This is a genomic window from Arthrobacter sp. SO5, from assembly GCF_020532805.1.
GTDB lineage: Bacteria > Actinomycetota > Actinomycetes > Actinomycetales > Micrococcaceae > Arthrobacter.
Genome location: NZ_MQTQ01000039.1, coordinates 16459 through 35853, shown reverse-complemented (window position 1 = coordinate 35853; position 19395 = coordinate 16459). Strand labels below are relative to the sequence as shown.

Here is a 19395-nt window from a genome sequence, read left to right as displayed (position 1 = left end):
CTCCATTGGCGACGCGGGCAGCTGGGGAAGCTGCCTCAGCGTCGAACGATTGACCTCAAGAGCCTCAATGCTACCGACAGCGAGGCCATGTCATCGGCTTCGAGGGCGTTGACCTCGTCAAACATGCTCTTCGCGCGGTCCAATTGCTCGACGTTCTGGTTCTCCCAGGCCATCAGACGTTCCTCTGCCGGCATCCCGGGCGGCGTCGTCTCCAGGACCGCCGTCGTCATGTCCGAGATGGTGGAGTAGAGATCATCACGCAGTGCCGCTCGTGCCAGCGCCTGCCAGCGGTCGTTCCTGGGGAGCTTGGTGATGCGTTCCAGCAGGGAATCCGCGTGGAAGCGGTCAAACACGGTGTAGTAGACGTGGGCGATGTTTTCCACGGGTTCCGGGCTGACGTGGACAATCTTGGCGATGTCCAGCAGGACGAAGCTCTCGAACAGCTCGGCCCAGCGGTGCGCCAGGTCCTCCGGCAGTTCCCAGCCGCGTGCCTTTTCCAGCCATTCCGATACCCGCGCGCGGTCGTCGCCGCGCAGGTACTCGAGCAGGCGGGCGCGCATCGGATCCATCAGCGGCTTGAACTCTCCGACGATGTCGGCGATCGGCCGGGAGGCGTTGCTCTGGCCCAGGACCCACCGCACGGCACGGTCCAGGAGCCGGCGGATATCCAGGTGGACGGTGCTCCAGTGCTCGGTCGGGAAGGACGCCGGCAGCTCGTTGAGTTCGCCGACCATGATGTCCAGTTCGTACACGTCGCGCAGCGCCACGAAAGCCTTGGCGACGGCGGCCTCGGTGGCCGACGTCTCCTCGATGGCCCGGAACGCGAACGTGATACCGCCCATGTTGATCATGTCGTTGGCGACCACGGTCGCGATGATTTCCCGGCGCAGCGGGTGGGTGTCCAGTTCGGCGTCGAACCGTTCCCGCAACTGCTTCGGGAAGTAGTCCCGCAGCGTCTCGCGGAACCACGGGTCGTCGGTGAGATCGCTGTTGCGCAAGGCCGAGGCAAGCTCGATCTTGGCGTAGGCAGCCAGCACCGCCAGCTCCGGCGAGGTCAGACCCTGCCCCTGCGCCAGCCGCTCCCGCAGCGTGTCAGTGGTCGGCAGTGCCTCCAGCTCACGCTTGAGCCCGGCATTTTTCTCTAGCCAGTCCATGAGCCGCTCGTAGCTGGGGCTCCACTCGGACACCCGCATGCGGTCGTTGAGGAGGAGGATGTTCTGGTCGATGTTGTCCTCCAGCACCAGCCGGCCGACCTCGTCCGTCATCGATGCCAGGAATTCGGCGCGTTCGGCGGGGTCCAGCTTGCCGGCGGCGACCATCCGGTCCACGAAGATCTTGATGTTGACCTCGTGGTCGGAGCAGTCCACGCCCGCGGAGTTGTCAATCGCATCCGTGTTGAGGATGACGCCCTGAAGTGCGGCTTCGATGCGCCCGCGCTGCGTCAGGCCCAGGTTTCCGCCCTCGCCGACAACCTTCACGCGCAGTTCCCGGCCGCTGACGCGGATCGAGTCATTGGCCTTGTCCCCGACGTCGGCGTTGGTTTCCGTGCTCGCCTTGACGTACGTGCCGATGCCGCCGTTGTAGAGCAGGTCGGCCGGGGCCAGCAGGATCGCGCGGAGCAGTTCCGGCGGGCTGAGCTGTGTGGTCCCCTCGGGCAGGCCGAGCGCGGCACGGACCTGTGCGGAGACCGGGATGACCTTGGACTGGCGGGCAAACACGCCGCCGCCTTCGCTGATGAGCGACTTGTTGTAGTCGTCCCAGGACGAGCGGGGCAGCTCGAAAAGCCGCTCGCGCTCGGCGAAGGAGACCGCCTCGTCCGGGGCGGGATCCAGGAAGATGTGCCGGTGGTCGAAGGCTGCGAGGAGGCGGATGTGCTTGGAGAGCAGCATGCCGTTGCCGAAAACGTCACCGGACATGTCCCCGACGCCGACGACGGTGAACGGCTCGGACTGTGTGTCCAGGTCCAGCTCGCTGAAGTGGCGCTTGACGGATTCCCAGGCGCCGCGGGCGGTGATGCCCATGGCCTTGTGGTCATAGCCCACCGAACCGCCGGAGGCGAACGCGTCGCCGAGCCAGAAGCCGTATTCGGCGGCGAGCCCGTTGGCGATGTCGGAGAAGGACGCCGTTCCCTTGTCAGCCGCGACGACGAGGTAGGAATCGTCGTCGTCGTGACGGACGACGTCGGCCGGCGGGACGAGAGTCTCGCCCTCCGGCGTCGTGACCAGGTTGTCGGTGATGTCCAAGAGCCCACGGATGAACGTCTTGTAGCTCTCGATGCCCTCGGCCATCCAGGCCGTGCGGTCCGCGGCCGGATCCGGGAGCTGCTTCGCGTAGAAGCCGCCCTTGGCACCGGTGGGGACGATCACGGCGTTCTTGACGGTTTGCGCCTTGACCAGGCCGAGGATCTCGGTGCGGAAATCCTCCCGCCGGTCCGACCAGCGCAGGCCGCCGCGGGCCACCTTGCCGAAGCGAAGGTGCACGCCCTCGACCCGGGGCGAGTACACCCAGATTTCGTACATGGGCGTGGGGAACGGCAGTCCCTCGATCTGGGCGGGGTTGAGTTTGAAGCTCAGGTGCGGCTTGTTCTGGTAGTAGTTGGTCCGCAGTGTGGCTTGCATCAGGTTCTTGAAGGTGCGCAGCACGCGGTCCGCGTCGAGGGTGGCGACCTGTTCGATGGCGGCGTCCAGTGCGGCGAGGACCTCGTCGTACTTGGACGGGCGGTCAGCCTCGGCCACGGCCGGGTCGAAGCGGGCCTGGAACAGGGCATTCAGGCAGCGGGTCACGTCCGGGTTGGCCAGCAGGGTGTCCGCCAGGAAGCCGTAGGAGTTGGTGTTGCCCATCTGGCGCATGTACTTGGCGTAGGCGCGCAGGACGATGACCTGGCGCCAGTGCATCTTTTCGCGGAGCACCAGCCGGTCGAAGCTGTCCGATTCCACGGCACCGGACACGGCGGCGCCGAAGGAATCCGCGAGCAGCCGCCCGGTGGCCTCCGGGTCCACCCCGGCCGGGTACTTGAGGCCGAGGTCGTAGAGGAAGAAGTCCCGGTGGTCCGCCGTCTCGATTTCGAAGGGGCGTTCATCCAGGACCTCGAGCCCGAGGTTGTGGAAGAAGGGCAGGATCTGGCTCAGGCTCTTGGGTTCGAGCATGTAGAGCTTGACGCGCGCATCCTCTTCCAGCGTGGCCCCGGCGCCTTCCGGCAGGTACACGTGGACGCCGGGACGTTCTTTGACGCTCTCCCCGGCCCGCTCGGCGGCCGCGCCGTACATCTCGAAGCGCGCGATGTCCTGGAGCGCATCTTCGACTTCGTAGTCGATGCGGTAGTTCGCCGGGAAGGCCTCCGCCCATTCGGCAGCGAGGTCCTCGGCGGTCGTCTGCCCCGCGGCGGCCTCCACAGCACCGGCGGCGGCGCCGCTCCCGGCCCCGGCACGCAGGACCTCGGCGATGCCTTCGCTCCACGAGCGGGCCGCCCGGACCAGCCGCTTCTCCAGCTCTTCGGTGTTGATGTTGCTGACGTCCGCGTTCTTGGGAAGCCGGATCCGGAAGAACAGCCGTGCCAGCGCGGATTCGGTCATCCGGGCTTCATAGTCGATGGACATGGCATCGAACGTCTCGCGCAGCTCCTGCTCGATGCGCAGCCGAACGTTCGTGGTGTACCGGTCACGGGGCAGGTAGACGACGGCGGACATGAACCGGCCGTAGATGTCCGGCCGGAGGAAGAGCCGGGTCCTGCGGCGTTCCTGCAGCCGCTGGATGCCGGTCGCGATAGCTGCGAGATCGGGGATCTCGATCTGGAAGAGTTCGTCGCGCGGGTAGGTTTCGAGGATGCCGAGGAGGTCCTTGCCGGAGTGGGAGTCCGGCGGGAAACCCGCGTCGTTCAGCACAGCGGCGACCTTCTCGCGGACCACGGGGATGTCGCGGACGGAGCCGGAGTAGGCGGTGGTCGCGAAAAGCCCGATGAAGCGGCGTTCGCCGTTGACGTTTCCAGCCGCGTCAAAGCTCTTGACCCCGATGTAGTCAAGGTAGGCCGGACGGTGCACAGTGGAGCGGGAGTTGGCCTTGGTGATCACCAGGGCACGCTTTTCGCGGGCTTTCTTCCGCCCTGCCTCGGTCAGGTGCTGGATCTGGTGACGGGTACTGGCGCTGCCGCGCAGCAGCCCCAGGCCGCTGTCCTCCCTGGGCTCCAGCACGTCCTCGTCGGATTCGGTCTTCAGGTCGTATTCCCGGTAACCCAGGAACGTGAAGTTTCCTTCGTCGAGCCAGCGGAGCAGATCCTGGGCCTGGCGGAGTTCGGCGATCTGCGCGGGGTTGGCGACCTTGTCGAGGTCCTCCGCGATCTGGTGCGCCTTGTTCCGCATCTTCGGCCAGTCCTCGACGGCGGCCCGGACGTCCCGGAGCACCCGGCCGATGCCCTCGATCAGCTGCTGGCGTTTTTCATCGTCCACGCGGTCGATTTCGACGGCGATCCAGGACTCCATGTGGGAGGCGTTGTCGCCTTGGGCGATCAGGTGCGACAGATTGGGCATCGCAGCCGTGTCGCCGCTGGAGATGCCCAAATGGGAGGGGACGCGGGCCACTTTGACCAGGTCACCGGTCTCGCGGTTGCGCGTCACGACGAAGAGCGGGTGCATGACAAGGTGGATCGGGGATTTTTGCCGGACCAGTTCGGCGTTGACGGAATCCACCAGGAACGGCATGTCGTCCGAGACGATGTACACGACGCTGCAGTCCGGTTCGTCGAGGATGGAGATGCTCGGGATTCCGGGCTGCCGTTTCGCGGCCGCCTGGCCGTGCGTTTCGGCCCTGGCGGTCAGGACATCGTGGGCATACCCCCGCGCGTCATCGTCCGCAAGGTGCTCGTAGTAGTCCCCGAAGTAGCCTTCTCCGGCACTGATCGAAACGGGTTGATCCTGCACGCTGGACCCAGACGACATCGACAAACGCCTCCATCACAAAAAGTTCACGGCCGCATCTTTGCGGCCCTCATGGCGAGCCTAACGCTTTAGCCGGCGGTCCGCTGTGGAAGAAAATACAGAGGATCTACGATTCCGCTGGGCAGGTGCACAAACCAATCCGGCAATGGCTTTGCGCAGGCCCGAGTCGGGGGCCGTCTCCAGCAGCAGGGACCCGGACAGAAGCGCAGCGTCGCATACAGCAGCGTCGGCCGGCAGGAAGGCCGAGAGTGCCGCGGCCGGACCGTACCGCTCCCAGGCGTCCCGGAGCTGGCGTTCCGGGGAACGTCCGACGGCGGCGGACCGCACCTTGTTGAGCACCACCCGCGGCGACGCCTCCGGAACTGCGGCGTGAAGCTCGGCCAGGCCCCGGACCAGCCGCGGCACTCCGATCGAGTCGGCGGCCCCGACGGCGAAGACCGTGTCTGCCAGTTCAAGGCTTCGCAGTGTCGCGGCGTTCCGGCGCGGCGCCATCGTGTCAAAGCTCAGCTCTTCATCAGATTCCAGGCAGAAACCGGTGTCGATCACAGTGACGTCGGCGGCCTGCCGCGCGAGCTCCAGCACCCGCGAGAGCGCCGCGGCGCGGAGCTCGGTCCAGCGCTCGGCGCGGGTGATCCCGGTCAGCACGCGGAACGTGCCGGACCTCGTGGCGACCGGGGTGGCGATCCTGAGCAACGCCTCGCCGTCGAGCAGTCCCTGGTCTGCCAGCCTGCAGGCTTGGGCCAGACCCGCGGCCTCGTCCAGCAGGCCGAGCAGGGCTGCCACACTGGCGCCGTAGCTGTCGGCGTCCACCAGCAGCACCGATTTTCCCTCGGCGGCCAGCTCCCCGGCGATGTTGGCCGCGAGCAGGGTCCTGCCCGGGGATCCTGCCGGACCCCAGACCGCGATGATCTGACCGGTCCCGGCCAGCTGCGGCCCGCCGTCGGACGGCTTCCGGGTGGTGCCGGCGTCGTACTGGGTGTCGTCGTACATGGTTTCGGCGTCGGCCGTGCCGGCATAGGCGAGATCGACGCCGGGCCCAGGCCGCGAGCCGGCGCCGCCGAGCCGGGCCACCGCGGCCGTGATGCGGCCGGCCAGCGCGGCGGCCCCGACGCCGGGGAGTTCGGCGGCAACTCCGATCCCCCGCAGCCGCGCCATCTCCTCAGGCCTGTCCGTCAGCGCCAGGACGGCAACCCCGACGGCGGAGAGCCGGTCCACGAGCGAGGCCGTGAGCTCCTCGCTGCCCTCGGCCACGACGGCGGCGCGGGCCAGCCCGCTCTGGCAGGCGGCCAGGAGTTCGGCGAGTTCCCCGCACCGCCTGACCACCGAAACCGGGCCGTGAAGCCGCTCCAGGCCGCCGACGAGGTCCTCGCTGGAGTGGCCCACTGTCACCACGGGAATGCTCATCGGGACGTCCCGCCCGGATTCCAGACGACGGAGATCTTCGCCTTGTTCGCCTGTGCTCCCAGCAGCTTGGGCATCTGTTCGTCCGGAACCAGTACCATCACCACCGTGGACCGTGCGGACCCAAGCGCCGTGCTGCCCGGCGTGATCTGCGCTATTTCAGCCCCCGGCAGCAGCAGGGCCGGTTGGCTGAAGCCGTTGCGGGCGTCGGGAAGGGCCACCCAGACGTCCACCCGCGATCCGGCAGTGGCCTGGGCGGGCAGGGCTTCATCAATGGTCACCGCCACCGGTTTGCGGTCCAGCGCATCAAGCCGTCCGAGGCTCCCGCGCGGCACCAGCTGGTCCTTGCCGATCCGTTGGACGGCGACGAGCCCTTCAGTCAGCCCCGACTCGGGGGCCAGGTAGTGCTGCTCAACATCGCCGAGGCGGACTTTGACCCGGGTCAGTTTGTCCGCGGTCACGTTCTCCCCGACGGCGATCGGCTCCCGCGCCGCGAAGGCTTCCGTGGTCTGGTCCGCGGCCCCCAGCAGCGAGATGACCCCGACAACGGAGGCCAGGACAAGCAGGATTCCGATCAGGAGCCGGGGGTCTTTCCAGGATGGCTTCTTCAACCGCGGCCCGCCGGCCCCCGTGCTCACGCTCATGCGCCTGCTCCCCCTGTAGTCGCCGCCCGGCTGTGAGTGCCGGGCACCTCATTGTTACGTCTCTGTGGCCGGACGGGAAGATGCGCAGGCAAACAAGTGCAAAGTGTGGATAACGGCACCAGTCGGCGCCATCGGTGGCAAAATGGGATCATGCCCCGATTCCTGACGCTAGCAGACGTTGCCGAGCAGCTCCAGATCAACGCCCCGGCTGCCTATGCGCTGGTCCGCAGCGGAGAGCTCAAGGCGATCCAGGTGGGGGGACGGGGCCAGTGGCGCGTGGAGGAGAAGATGCTCGAGCAGTACATCGAGGAGCGCTACGCGGAGGCAAGCCGCATGATTGCGCAGGCCAAGTCCAAGTCGGTCTGAGACCGGCCGGCAGGCGACCCACGTAGCGCCCCGCGCGGCCCATCAGCCCGGTCCACCGGTCCCTGTGCACACGTCAGTACGCGCTAGTCCTCCCGGGAGCGGGCCGACTTGAGTGCCGCCAGCGCGGCAAAGGGTATGGTTGCCACCTGCCGGACGTTGGCCTCCCGCCGGTCCTCCCCGTCCGCGGTCACGGCCAGGTCCAGATGATCGCGCCCGACCCTGTCGATCACGCCATGGAGCGTGGATTCCCCGGCTGACCCCCGGGAGACAAGCACGGCCAGGGCCGCCCGGTCCCGTGCCAGCGCCCGCAGGGCACTGGCGAGCCCGAGCCCCTGCCGGACTCTGGACGGCTCGGTCACGGCCAACCGGGACAACCCGAGATACCGCACGGCAGCCGCATAGGGAATCAGCAGCTGGTGCCGCGGCTCCGTCAGGACCAGCGCCTCGCTGCCCGCATGGCTCAAGGTCCCCTCGAAGGCGGATCCGGACGCGAGGTAGACGCCGATCCTGCGTCCCAGCGAACCCCGGAGCCGGTCCGCGAGCTCCACCGCGGCAGTCTCCGCCCGCGCCCGGTCCACGATCTCAGCGTCGAGCTCCAACCGTTCCGAGGCAGCCAGCTGTGCCTCCATGTCATCGAACAGGGCATCCCAGCGCATGGCGCCAGCGTAGGCGGGCCCTCCCCCGCGGTCAATCCACACCCGGAGCAGCTGACCCCTAGACAAAAGATATCAATCAGGTCCAAGCTGTCCTCAGATAGATTAAAATGTATCAAACAGCATCAAACGACGTGAAAGCGCAGGCGATGATGATGGTCGAAGCAGAGGTACACGCCCCCGGCGCACGGCGCCTGTTGCAGGCTGACGCGGCCATGTCCGCGGTCATCCTGGCGCTGGGCCTCTTCCTTGCCGGAACCGGCAACGCGCTGGCGCAGCACTGGCGGTCTTCCTCGGCCCGGCAGCAGTCTCTCGGGTTCGAGGGCCAGCTCGGAATCGTGGCGAACACGGCGGGGCTGATCGTCACGGTGTGGTGGATGATGTCACTGGCGATCGCGGTGGCCGCCGCCGTGCTCGAGCGCCGCGGTTGCAGCCGCGCGGCGTCGGCCGCCGGAGCGTTCGCCCCCGCATTCATGCGCCGCCTGGCCCTGGCCGCCGTCGGACTCCAGCTCCTCACCGCGCAACTGGCCACCGCCGCCGTTCCCCCGGTGCCCGACGCCCCGACGGCTCCCCCGGCGCTGGCCGCCGCCTGGGCCCCGACGGCAGTCCCGACGGCGGCCCCGACGGCAGTCCCGACGGCGGCCCCGGCCCCGGCCCCGCCGGCGGACGTCGATCCGCGGTGGAAAGTGTCCAGTCCGGTGGTCGAGCCCGGCCTGCTCGCAGGGGGCCGGCTGCGCAGCAGGGAGCCTGCAGAGGAGGGAACCGAAGTGACCGTCCGCGCCGGAGATTCGCTGTGGAGCCTTGCGGCTGCGCGGCTGGGACCGTTCGCCTCCGACGTCGACGTCGCGCGGGAATGGCCCAGGCTGTACCAAGCCAACCGGGAGGTCATCGGCGGGAGCCCGCACCTGCTGCAACCCGGAATGGTGCTCAGGTTCCCGTCCGGAAGCTGATGGCACCCCGCGCAAGCGAAGCAGCGGAACAAGACCCAGCAGCAACCCAACACCAGCCCACAGCAAAGGAAAGATCATGAGCGCAATGACCGGGATCCGCGAAACCGCGGCGCCGCCCCTCCCCACCGTCCCGCCTCTCCGCCTCGTCACCGGTCCGGCCGGCACGCCTGCCGGGGAGGCTGTCCGGGTGGCTGGACCGACCCTGCGCGTGGTCGATGAGGGGCACGAAATCTGCCTCATTGCGCGCAGCACCGTCCAGGCCGCGATCGAAGTGCTCGCCGGCACCCGGCCGGCGCAACAGCTGGCCCGGCGGCTTGACCAACGCTGCCTCACGGCGCTTCAGCACCGGGCGGCCCTGACCCGCAGGGTGCCTTCCGGCAGTTCACCGACCGCCGGACGCCTGCACCGGAACCCCTCGGTCCGCTCCGTCCGCGCCTGCCGGGTCTCTGAGGATGTCTATGAGGCCAGCGCGGTGGTGGTCGAGGAATTGCGCGTGCGCGCGGTCGCCCTGCGGCTGGAGCGCAGCAGGCTGGTCTGGCGGGTCACTGCACTGGAGATCGGCTGACCTGTCCCCGCCGGGGCCATTAAGGAACGAGCTGGGGGGCTACGAAAGGAGGAGCACTTACGGAAAGAGGACCGGAACATTTGTTCCGGTCCTCTTTCATACGATCAGCAGACCGTGTGCCGAAAGCTGTGCAGCGAGCTGTGCGGCAGGTGCGGGCTAGCGCCGTTTCTTCTTGCTGGCACGGCGCGGGGCCTCCTGCGCCGCTGCCCTGGCCGGGTTGCCCGAGCGTGCGGAGCTCTTGGTCTCAATGCGGGTCTCGGCGGCGCCGTCTTCGCCGGGAGCCGTGTACTGCAGCTGGGCGGGCTTCTCCGGGGCCTCGAGTCCTGCGGCACGGATCTGCGGCTCGTGGTGTTCGGTGTGCTGGCCCGCGGCGTCGGCAATCACCACGTCCTCGGCCGGGGTCACCTCGACCTCAAGGTTGAACAGGAAGCCGACGCTCTCCTCGCGGATTGCCTCCATCATGGCCTGGAACATGATGAAGCCCTCGCGCTGGTACTCCACCAGCGGATCCCGCTGGGCCATGGCGCGCAGGCCGATGCCTTCCTTCAGGTAGTCCATCTCATAAAGGTGTTCCTGCCATTTGCGTCCGATCACGGAGAGGACAACCCGGCGCTCGAGTTCGCGCATGCTGTCCTGGCCGATGGCCTCTTCGCGCGCCTCGTAGACCAGGCGGGCGTCGGAGAGGATCTCTTCGCGGAGGAATTCGACGGTGATCCGTGACTTTCCGCCGGCCTCGTCGATGAGATCGCGCGGAGTGACGGTCACCGGGTACAGGGTCTTGAGGTTGGTCCAGAGCAGGTTGAAGTCCCAGTCATCACCGGTACCTTCGGCGGTGGCTTCGTCGATGAAGGCGTTGATCGTGTCTTCGAGGAAGAACTGGACCTTTTCGTGGAGGTCATCGCCTTCCAGGATGCGCCGGCGGTCACCGTAGATGGCCTCGCGCTGGCGGTTCAGGACGTCGTCGTATTTCAGGACGTTCTTGCGCTGCTCGGCGTTGCGGCCTTCCACCTGGCCCTGGGCGGAGGCGATGGCACGGGAGACGAGCTTGGATTCGAGCGCGACATCATCCGGGACTGAGCTGTTCATCAGCCGCTCGGCAGCACCTGAGTTGAACAGGCGCATCAGGTCATCGGTCAGGGACAGGTAGAAGCGGGACTCACCCGGGTCGCCCTGGCGGCCGGAACGGCCGCGCAGCTGGTTGTCGATGCGGCGGGACTCGTGCCGTTCGGTGCCCAGCACGTACAGGCCGCCCAGGTCGAGGACTTCCTCATGCTCGTCCTTGACGGACTGCTTGGCGGCCTCGAAGGCAGCCGGCCAGGCCGCCTCGTACTCTTCGGAGTTCTCCTCCGGGTCCAGCCCGCGGCTGGCCAGGTCTGCGACGGCGGTGAACTCGGCGTTGCCGCCGAGCATGATGTCGGTACCGCGGCCGGCCATGTTGGTGGCAACCGTGACGGCGCCCTTGCGGCCCGCCTGCGCCACGATCGCCGCTTCACGGGCGTGGTTCTTGGCGTTCAGGACCTCGTGGCGGACGCCTTCCTTGGCCAGCAGCCGGGACAGGTATTCGCTCTTCTCGACGCTCGTGGTGCCCACGAGGATGGGCTGGCCCTGTTCGTGCCGTTCGGCGATGTCCTTGACGACGGCGTCGAACTTCACGGCCTCGTTCTTGTAGACGAGGTCAGCCTGGTCCATCCTTGTCATGTCCCGGTTGGTGGGAATCGCGACGACGCCGAGCGTGTAGGTGCTCATGAACTCGGCGGCTTCGGTCTCGGCCGTGCCGGTCATGCCCGCAAGCTTCTTGTACATGCGGAAGTAGTTCTGCAGCGTGACCGTGGCGAGCGTCTGGTTCTCGGCCTTGATCTCGACGCCCTCTTTGGCTTCGATGGCCTGGTGCATGCCCTCGTTGTAGCGGCGGCCTGCCAGGATACGGCCGGTGTGCTCGTCCACGATCAGGACTTCGCCGTCGAGGATGACGTAGTCCTTGTCGCGCTTGAAGAGTTCCTTGGCCTTGATGGCGTTGTTCAGGAAACCGATGAGAGGGGTGTTGGCGGACTCGTACAGGTTATGGATGCCGAGGTAGTCCTCGACCTTCTCGATCCCTGCCTCGAGGACGCCGACGGTCCGCTTCTTTTCGTCGACCTCGTAGTCGACCTCGGGCTTCAGCCGCGTGACGACCTTGGCGAACTCGCTGTACCAGCGGTTCGTGTCGCCCTGGGCGGGCCCGGAAATGATGAGCGGCGTGCGGGCCTCGTCGATGAGGATGGAGTCCACTTCATCGACGATGGCGAAGTGGTGGCCGCGCTGGACCAGTTCGGACTTGTCCCACGCCATGTTGTCGCGCAGGTAGTCGAAGCCGAACTCGTTGTTGGTGCCGTAGGTGATGTCGGCCGCGTACTGCTGGCGGCGGACCGCGGGATCCTGGTTGGACAGGATGACGCCGCTGGTCAGGCCCAGGAAGCGGTACACCCGGCCCATGAGGTCCGACTGGTACTCGGCAAGGTAGTCGTTGACCGTGATGACGTGAACACCGTTGCCGGCCAGGGCGTTGAGGTAGGCCGGAGCGGTGGCCACCAGGGTCTTGCCTTCGCCGGTCTTCATCTCTGCGATGTTGCCCAGGTGCAGGGCCGCGCCGCCCATGAGCTGGACGTCGAAGTGGCGCATGCCAAGGGTACGGGAGGAGGCCTCGCGGACAGCGGCGAACGCCTCGGGCAGCAGGTCATCGAGCTTCTCGCCGTCCACGTGCCGCGCGCGGAGACGGTCCGTCTCTTCGCGCAGTTCGGCATCGGTGAAAGTCGTGAAAGAGCTTTCCAGGGCATTAATGGAATCAGCATAGCTCCGCAGTTGCCTCAGGGTTTTCTTGTCACCCGTGCGGAGAAGTTTTTCGATAAGTGATGCCACGTGAAGTTGCTCCCAGTCTCAAGCTGCCGAATTCTGGCGTTTTTAGTCTACGGGAGAGACGCAGCGCAGGTTACGCCTGTTCCCTCAGGGCGGATACACCGCTTCTTGTCGCGGCCACGGCATCCGCCAGGGCCGGCGCCAGGTCCCCCACGGGGGAGACAACCACCCGGTCCAGTTCCAACCACTCTGCCATGAGCTGCAGTTCAGCGGCGAGTTCGACGGCGGTATCGGCCGGCGCGCCGCGCTCGGCGTGGGCGGCCCGCGCGAGGAGCAGACCCGCGGCACGGTCGGCCTTGAGGTCGACGCGGGCAACGATCCCGTCGCGGAGCAGGAACGGCAGCACGTAGTAGCCGAAGCGGCGTTTCGGCTCGGGCGTGTAGATCTCGATCCGGTAGTGGAACCCGAACAGGGCCTCGAGCCGGCGCCGCTCAAAGACAAGGGAATCGAAGGGGCTCAGCAGCGCCCGGGCGGTGGCGGCGCGCGGGAGTTTCGCCTCGACGTGCCGGTACACGGGTTTGTCCCACCCCGCCACCGCGACGGGCCGCAGCCGTCCGGCCTCCACGAGCTTGCCCACCGAAAGGGCTGCGGCCCGCAGCGGGACCCGGAAATAGTCCGCGAAGCACCGCACCGTCCCGATCCCGTGGGCCTGGGCGGCGGCGTCGATCAGCCGGTCCATCGCGGCTGCCGCATCGGGCTCGATGCCGGCCCCGGGTGCCGCGCCGGCATCGGGCAGCACCCTGGCGGTGAGGGTGTAGCGGCGTTCAAAGGAGTCCGTGCGGGAGGCTGCCGAGATGAGGCCTTCCTCGAAAAGGTGCTCCAGGACCCTCTTCACGGCGTTCCAGTTCCAACCCCAGTTGTCCTGCTGCTTGTCCTCCACGTGTCCCAGCCGGGCTGTCAGCTCGGCGGCCGTCATCGGTTTCCCCGCGGCGAGTACGTCCAGCACCCGGGACGCGACGCCGGTCCGCAGTTCGGGGTCCATGGCGTGCGCGCCCACCCATTTCCGGCTCTGCCACTGCACTAGGTCCTGGAAGTGGTCCGGCCGGATGAAGCTGGCCTCATGGGCCCAGTACTCCATCATGCGGCGCGGGTGGGCGCCGGCCATCCGCTGGAGAATGCCGCGGTCGTAGTTTCCCAGCCGGGAAAAGAAGGGCAGGTAGTGGCTTCGGGACAGGACGTTGACGGAATCGATCTGGACCAGGTGCAGGCGGGCAAAGGTACAGCCCACCGCCCGTGCAGTCACGGGTCCGGCGGGCCGTACCTTGTCCAAGCCCTGGGCTGCCAGTGCGATCCGCCGTGCCTGCTGCAGGCTTAGCGAATCGTGCACCTCAGTCCTTTCGTCGGTTGGTCAGCACCAGCTTAGGTGCTGGCAGGTTCGCTTTCGGCGCGGTAGGCGAGGATCTTTTCCTGCATTTCCAGCTCGGCCCGACCCGGTTCGCAGGTCTGGTCCAGGGAAATCACGCCGTATGTCCACCCTTCGCGGCGGTACACCACCGACGGAGCTTTGGTCTCCTTGTCCACGAAGAGATAGAAGTCGTGACCGACGAGTTCCATGTTGTCGACGGCGTCGTCGAGCGTTAGGGATGCCGCGGTGAAGACCTTCCGCCGGATAAGCACGGGCGAGTCTCCTGCCGGGATGTCATTCTCAACCTCGTAGGGCGATTTCTCCGCTGGGGCCTCCTTGGGCTCAAGCCAGTGGTTCGCCTCCTCGTAAATCGGTTCGCTGGTGCTGGCCGGCTCGAGGGTTGCGGTCGCCTCGGTGACCGACTTGGGGGTGTGCCTGCCGTGGTGGACCTTTTTGCGGTCCTTGGCCCTGCGCAGGCGTTCAAGAAGCTTGTTGTACGCGAGGTCGAAGGCGGCGAATTTGTCTGCGGCACTGGCTTCGGCACGGATCACGGGGCCGCGGCCGAGGACTGTCAGCTCGACTGTGAGCATCTCATCAGTCTGCCGGGCCTTGGTCTCCTTGGAAACCTTTGCGTCCACCCTCTGGACCTTGTCCCCCAACGACGCGATCTTCGAGATCTTCTCGTCGGCGTACTCGCGGAAGCGGTCTGAGACCGTCAAATTACGTCCGCTAATCATGAACTCCATGGTGCCCTCCAAATGACTTCGGTGACACGACGGCGGCACTTCCCGGGGCCGATCTGACTGACAGTCGAGCCCCTTTCCGAGCCGCTATCGACAGGTACATCTGTTCTTGGTACCCATCATCGACGTTAGTTCATGGCCTGCTCTTATTCATCCTTTTTTGGTTTATTTTTTTCCTGCGCGCCTTTCCCTCCTGTCACACTGCGGTCTGCGGCGCCGAGGTGGTTTACGACGGGCGGGCGTGTCGCAGCGAGGACGACCGCGCCGACCACGAGTCCGCCGGCAGCCCGCAGCGCCCTGGCGGCTTCGGCCAGCGTTGCCCCCGTGGTGAGCACATCGTCGACGATGATGCACGGGCGGCCCCTCACAGCAGGGCTGAGTCCGGTCTTAGCCCGCATTGATCCCCGCACGCGCTGCGCCCGGGCTCCACGCCCCAGTCCCTTCTGCCCGGCGGACAGGCCGCCCCGCGCCAGGGCCGTGGCCCCGGCCGGCGAGTAGGGCCACGCCGCCGCCCGCAGCCGGGTCAGCGGGCCGGCCTTGCGCAGGACATCGACGACGGCGGACCGGCGGCTGTCCCCGGCTGCGGAGGTGCTCCGGCTGCCCACGCGGGCCAGGAGGAGATGCACCGGACTGAAGCCCCTCCTGCGGTAGGCGCTGCTGCTCGTCGGCACCGGGACCAGCAGCAGAGCCTTTGACTCCCCCGCGGCGGCACTCAATGCCCGGCCGAGGCCCTTCGCCAGGACGTCCGCGAGTTGGCCCTCACCGTGGCTCTTGAAGGCCAGCAGCGCCTGCGCCAGTTCCCCGCGGTAGGCCCCGGCAGCGACGACGGGAAGGAGGACTGTGCCGTCCTCGTCCATGAGCGCCGGAGCCTGCGCCTCCGCGCGGAACGGCACCCGGGTCAGCACCCTGACCTGCCGCTCGCAGGCTCCGCACAGGGCCAGATCCTCCGCACCGCAGCAGACGCAGTCCACGGGCACAGCCAGCGCCAGTAGCTCGGCCGCGCCCGCTGCAGCCCGGTCCGCCAGCCGCAGCAGCAGCCGGCGGTAGTCGCCCCGGTGTTTGGCCGCCGTCAGCGGCGCGGGAGCCAGGTCCGGATCCGCGGCGCGCCCGGCACGGCCGGGACTGCCGGCACGGCTGGGGCTGCCGGCACTGCCGCACGCGTCGCCTGCACCGATCCCGGAGTGGGCAGCATGGGGGGTTTTCATCCAGCAAGACTCTCCTGGCGCCGGGCACTCCGGCAGCTTCATCATCGCCTATGTGGAAAACCCGCCCGGCATGATTTTTGGCGTGGTCACCAGCCCGGAGAGACCGCCGGGAAGTCAGCCCGGGAAGGAGGGATCGATGGGGCCCTTGAGCTGGGGAGACCAGCCGTTTCCCAGGCGCTGGAAGACTCCTTCAGCGGACTGGGCGAAGATTTCCTCCGGACCGTTGCCTGCGCTGAGGGCCGTCAGCCCGGGCCACGGCGCCAGCTGCTGGGGCTGGGCCGAGGTGAGGGACAGCAATTCGGGGGTGACGCTCTCCCCCGCGGAACCCTTCATCACGGCGAACGTGGTGTCGTCCACCCACACGCCCTGGTCCGGATCGCGCGTGGTCAGGAGCGTCATGGGGACGGTGAGGTCCTTCGGCGTGCCGTCCGCAGCCCGGACGATTCCGGTGACCTGGACCTTCGTTTTGCCGTTCTGCACGGTGATGACGAGGGCACGGCTGCCCTCGCGGGACACCCTGAACTCCTTGACGGTGCGGCCGGCCAACCAGGCGGGCGCCAGCGTCACGGTTGGCACGGCCCCAGTTTCGGCGACGCCGGCGGGACGGAAAGCCGTCACTTCTGCGGCGCCGCTGGCCCCGGGACCGGCCGCCCAGACCCAGTCGTACCGGTCGAAGGAGGGCCGGGTCAGGCTGGCCCGGGTGGTGAGCGCCCTGGCAGGCTGGCCGGGCACGATGGAATATAGGGTGGTCCGCGCCGCATCGAGGAAGGCTGCCGTTTGTGACTGGGCGGATTCGGCCGGGGCACGCGGCGCGAGTCCGGCGACGGACCGGATGTCCGGGAGCGGCGAAATCCGGTTGTTTTCGTAACGGACGAGGTCGTTGTTGCTCACGGCGATCTGGTGGGCCGGGACGTTCTTGTCACGGATGGGCGGCAGGACCGACCCGTTGTCCTCGACGCGGACCAGATCCTGGTTGGCGCGGAGTTGGACGTTGATAACGTCCGGCTGGCTGCGGAAGGTCAGGGCCAGCTGCGTCTGCATCCGCAGCCGGTCCTCGTTGGAGGCCTCCACGAGGTCCTTGGCCGTGAGGTCCACCTGGGCGGCGCCCGAGACCACGGGCACCGACTCGCGGGCCAGTTTGATGCCGGACGGGAATGAGCTGACGACGGCGCCCTTCAGGTAGGGCGCGGGGCCGCCCAGGAGCGCGCTGGTCATCGCTTTGACAGTCTTCTTCTTGATGAACCAGCGGACATCGGGCACAGCGTAGGTGAACGTGGGGTCGTAGAAATAGATCGGATAGGCGCCGTAGATGACCTTGAAGGTCTCCTCCGGAATAGCCGTCCCGTCCGGAATCTGGGCGATCCGCCATTCTCCGTCCACCTGGGTCAGCGTCGCGGGAATGTTCTCCTTGGTTCCCTCCGGCAACTGGGTGGCAACCCCGTCCGCATCCACGGAGTAGGAGAGGTCGAGCTCGTAGTTGAAGACATTTTCGACGCCGGTGGGCACCACGCGCGCGGACCGGAAAACCAGCGCCCGTTGGTCCGGTTTCCAGGTTACGGAAGAGGCCTGGGTGAGGTACTGGCGTGCCACCGCGTAGTCGTCCTCGTAGCCGCTGCCGGCGAGGTAGAAGTCCTCGATTACCGTCTCGGGTCCTGCGCCGGGGCGCGGCGCGGACGGGAAGAATACGGGGGCGTTTTTGGGGTTTCCCGCGCTCTCGTCGGTGCTCTTGCCAACAGGCCCGGAGCGCGGGATCTGCGCACACGATGCCAGGAGCAGGACCAGCACAGCCAGCATCACGGCGACGGTGAGCTTCCTCGAGCCTGCGCTCATGACCCCTCCTTCGTTCCGGCGCCGGCTGTCCCGGGCGTTGCGGTGGTTCCTGTGACGGGCGTCCCCGCGGCGCCGCCGCCGTCGTGGTCGATGTCAGCGGCCCTGTTCCCGGCGTCCGGGCCCGGCGCCGGAGCCGGCGAGGGGCCCAGCAGCACCATGGTCCGTTCCCGTCCGGCGCCCGGGATGCCGACGTCGGCCGGCTCCAGCTGCAGCGGGGACTTGGTGATGGTCCCGCCCCGGCGCAGGGGAAGCGTGAGGCGGAAGTTGGAGCCGCTCCCCTTCTTGCCCCACGTCTGCAGCCAGCCGTTGTGGAGTTTGGTGTCCTCGGCGGCGATGGACAGCCCCAGGCCGCTGCCGCCCGTGGTCCGTGCGCGGGCCGGGTCGGCGCGCCAGAACCGGTCGAACACGCGGGCCGTCTCGGCCGGGTTCATCCCGATGCCGTGGTCCCGGACGGCCACGGCCACGGCAGAGTCATTGGCGGCTACGGAAATATTCACCGGCCTGCCCTCGCCGTGTTCCAGGGCGTTCAGCACGAGGTTACGCAGGATCCGGTCGATCCGCCGGTCGTCCATCTCCACGATGATGCTCCTGGCCGGGGCGCTGAGGGTCACCTTGGAGCCGTACTCGGCGGCGACCGGGCCGACGCCTTCCATCACGTGTGAAATGAGCTGGACAATGTCCGTAGGCTCGGCGTCGAGCACGGCGACGCCGGCGTCGAAGCGGGAGATCTCCAAGAGGTCCGCCAGCAGGGACTGGAAGCGCTCCACCTGGTGGTAGAGCAGCTCGGCGGAGCGCTTGTTGATGGGGTCGAAGTCCCCGCGCGCGTCGTAGAGCACCTCGGCGGCCATCCTGACGGTAGTCAGCGGGGTGCGCAGTTCGTGCGAAACGTCGGACACGAAGCGCTGCTGCATCTGGGACAGGGTCGCGAGCTGGGTGATCTGCTCCTGGAGGCTCGCGGCCATGTGGTTGAACGAGGCCCCGAGCCGGGCCACCTCGTCCTCGCCCTTGACTACCATGCGCTCCTGCAACTGGCCGGCGGCGAGCTTCTCGGAAACCAGCGCGGCATGACTGACCGGGCTGACCACGTTCCGGGTCACGTACCAGGCGACCGCGCCGATCATGAGCACCAGGGCCGCACCGCCCGCGAGCAGGACATTCTGGATCTCGGCGAGGGTTTTTTGCGCTGTATTGAGGTCGTAGATCAAGTAGAGCTCGTAGACGGTGCCGTTGAACGTGACCTTGTTGCCGACGGCGATGCCGGGCCGGTCCTCGGTGCCCACCGGAAACTCGTTGGACGCCCAGAACTGTTCCTTGCCCGAATCCTGCACGGCTTTGCGAAGTTCCGGCGGGATCACGCTGATGGTGAGCTGGTCCGAGGCACGCGATTCGACCCAGCGGTTGCGCGGCTTGGTCTGTTCCGGCATGGCCTCGAAGACGTAGCGCCGCTGGATCACCGATCCCCGGCCCTCGACGGCGTTCAGGGTGTCGTACACGAGGGTGATGACGCTGGACTGGTCTGTGACCTGCGCGCCGTCGAACGTGTCCTGGATCTGCTTGACGTTGTAGCGGGTCTCCGACTCCGCCTGGACGAGCCGTTCCTGGAAGAGGTTGTTCGCGATCTGGTTTGACAGGTAGGCACCCACCACGGCGAAAGAACTGATGGCCAGCATCAGCGTGGTCAGCACCGTGCGGAACTGCAGGGAACGGCGCCATTTTCGGTGCACCGAACGCACCAGGAAGCGCAGGCCCGGCAGCAGCCGTGACATGCCGATGCGCACCAGACGCGAGACCCGCACGATGACAATGCGGGCGCGCCGGACCCAGATCCGGGAACGGAACGCTACGGACTGCCCGACGGCGGGCTCCGCGG

The 19395-nt window shown here is 67.5% G+C and carries 13 protein-coding genes; 3 read left to right on the top strand and 10 right to left on the bottom strand.

Annotated features, from left to right (window positions below; genetic code table 11):
• Positions 1–35: 35 nt before the first annotated feature.
• Genes BJG92_RS06955 through BJG92_RS06945 form a run of 3 tightly spaced genes read right to left on the bottom strand, consistent with a single transcriptional unit; the run spans position 36 to position 6976 of the window.
• A complete protein-coding gene (locus BJG92_RS06955) occupies positions 36–4931 on the bottom strand; it encodes an NAD-glutamate dehydrogenase (protein WP_232083297.1) in 4896 nt (1631 codons plus the stop codon).
• Positions 4932–4991: 60 nt separating this feature from the next.
• Complete coding sequence (locus BJG92_RS06950; RefSeq protein ID WP_232083296.1) at positions 4992–6335, bottom strand: chromosome partitioning protein; 1344 nt, start codon at positions 6333–6335, stop codon at positions 4992–4994.
• On the bottom strand, positions 6332–6976 hold the full coding sequence (locus BJG92_RS06945; RefSeq protein ID WP_232083295.1) for a hypothetical protein: 645 nt from the start codon (positions 6974–6976) through the stop codon (positions 6332–6334). The genes BJG92_RS06950 and BJG92_RS06945 overlap by 4 nt, the downstream gene beginning before the upstream one ends.
• A 150-nt stretch (positions 6977–7126) precedes the next feature.
• On the opposite strand from BJG92_RS06945, the gene BJG92_RS06940 reads away from it, so the two are divergent.
• On the top strand, positions 7127–7342 hold the full coding sequence (locus tag BJG92_RS06940; RefSeq protein WP_232083294.1) for a helix-turn-helix domain-containing protein: 216 nt from the start codon (positions 7127–7129) through the stop codon (positions 7340–7342).
• An 83-nt stretch (positions 7343–7425) separates the two neighbouring features.
• On the opposite strand, the gene BJG92_RS06935 is transcribed toward BJG92_RS06940, so the two are convergent.
• Positions 7426–7998 (bottom strand): hypothetical protein, encoded by a 573-nt coding sequence (locus tag BJG92_RS06935; RefSeq protein ID WP_232083293.1) that lies wholly within the window; start codon positions 7996–7998, stop codon positions 7426–7428.
• A 107-nt stretch (positions 7999–8105) separates the two neighbouring features.
• Here BJG92_RS06935 and BJG92_RS06930 point away from each other — a divergent pair, with 107 nt between their 5' ends.
• Both BJG92_RS06930 and BJG92_RS06925 read left to right on the top strand, forming a co-directional pair.
• Complete coding sequence (locus BJG92_RS06930; protein ID WP_232083292.1) at positions 8106–8945, top strand: LysM peptidoglycan-binding domain-containing protein; 840 nt, start codon at positions 8106–8108, stop codon at positions 8943–8945.
• 76 nt (positions 8946–9021) lie between these two features.
• Positions 9022–9510, top strand: coding sequence for an Rv3235 family protein (locus BJG92_RS06925; protein ID WP_232083291.1), 489 nt, complete (start codon positions 9022–9024; stop codon positions 9508–9510).
• A gap of 156 nt (positions 9511–9666) precedes the next feature.
• On the opposite strand, the gene secA is transcribed toward BJG92_RS06925, so the two are convergent.
• From secA to mtrB, 6 genes are all read right to left on the bottom strand, one after another.
• Positions 9667–12405 carry a preprotein translocase subunit SecA gene (gene secA, locus BJG92_RS06920; protein ID WP_232083290.1) on the bottom strand — a complete coding sequence of 913 codons (2739 nt, stop codon included), beginning with the start codon at positions 12403–12405 and terminating at the stop codon, positions 9667–9669.
• Between the two features lie 70 nt (positions 12406–12475).
• Positions 12476–13729, bottom strand: a complete 1254-nt coding sequence (locus tag BJG92_RS06915) for a winged helix-turn-helix domain-containing protein (protein ID WP_232083289.1) — start codon at positions 13727–13729, stop codon at positions 12476–12478.
• Between the two features lie 32 nt (positions 13730–13761).
• Complete coding sequence (hpf, locus tag BJG92_RS06910; RefSeq protein ID WP_232083288.1) at positions 13762–14493, bottom strand: ribosome hibernation-promoting factor, HPF/YfiA family; 732 nt, start codon at positions 14491–14493, stop codon at positions 13762–13764.
• A 143-nt stretch (positions 14494–14636) separates the two neighbouring features.
• Positions 14637–15695: a ComF family protein gene (locus BJG92_RS06905; RefSeq protein WP_232083287.1), complete on the bottom strand. Its 1059-nt coding sequence runs from the start codon at positions 15693–15695 to the stop codon at positions 14637–14639.
• A gap of 114 nt (positions 15696–15809) precedes the next feature.
• Entirely contained in the window at positions 15810–17525 is a 1716-nt protein-coding gene (locus tag BJG92_RS06900; RefSeq protein ID WP_232083286.1) for an LpqB family beta-propeller domain-containing protein, read from the bottom strand.
• Entirely contained in the window at positions 17522–19291 is a 1770-nt protein-coding gene (gene mtrB / locus BJG92_RS06895) for an MtrAB system histidine kinase MtrB (RefSeq protein WP_232083343.1), read from the bottom strand. The genes BJG92_RS06900 and mtrB overlap by 4 nt, the downstream gene beginning before the upstream one ends.
• Positions 19292–19395: the final 104 nt, after the last annotated feature.

Coding starts and splice junctions, on each gene's coding strand:
- BJG92_RS06955 (WP_232083297.1), bottom strand. CDS start 4,931: ATGTCGTCTGGGTCCAGCGTGCAGGATCAACCCGTTTCGATCAGTGCC.
- BJG92_RS06950 (WP_232083296.1), bottom strand. CDS start 6,335: ATGAGCATTCCCGTGGTGACAGTGGGCCACTCCAGCGAGGACCTCGTC.
- BJG92_RS06945 (WP_232083295.1), bottom strand. CDS start 6,976: ATGAGCGTGAGCACGGGGGCCGGCGGGCCGCGGTTGAAGAAGCCATCC.
- BJG92_RS06940 (WP_232083294.1), top strand. CDS start 7,127: ATGCCCCGATTCCTGACGCTAGCAGACGTTGCCGAGCAGCTCCAGATC.
- BJG92_RS06935 (WP_232083293.1), bottom strand. CDS start 7,998: ATGCGCTGGGATGCCCTGTTCGATGACATGGAGGCACAGCTGGCTGCC.
- BJG92_RS06930 (WP_232083292.1), top strand. CDS start 8,106: ATGTATCAAACAGCATCAAACGACGTGAAAGCGCAGGCGATGATGATG.
- BJG92_RS06925 (WP_232083291.1), top strand. CDS start 9,022: ATGAGCGCAATGACCGGGATCCGCGAAACCGCGGCGCCGCCCCTCCCC.
- hpf (WP_232083288.1), bottom strand. CDS start 14,493: ATGGAGTTCATGATTAGCGGACGTAATTTGACGGTCTCAGACCGCTTC.
- BJG92_RS06905 (WP_232083287.1), bottom strand. CDS start 15,695: ATGAAAACCCCCCATGCTGCCCACTCCGGGATCGGTGCAGGCGACGCG.
- BJG92_RS06900 (WP_232083286.1), bottom strand. CDS start 17,525: ATGAGCGCAGGCTCGAGGAAGCTCACCGTCGCCGTGATGCTGGCTGTG.
- mtrB (WP_232083343.1), bottom strand. CDS start 19,291: ATGTCACGGCTGCTGCCGGGCCTGCGCTTCCTGGTGCGTTCGGTGCAC.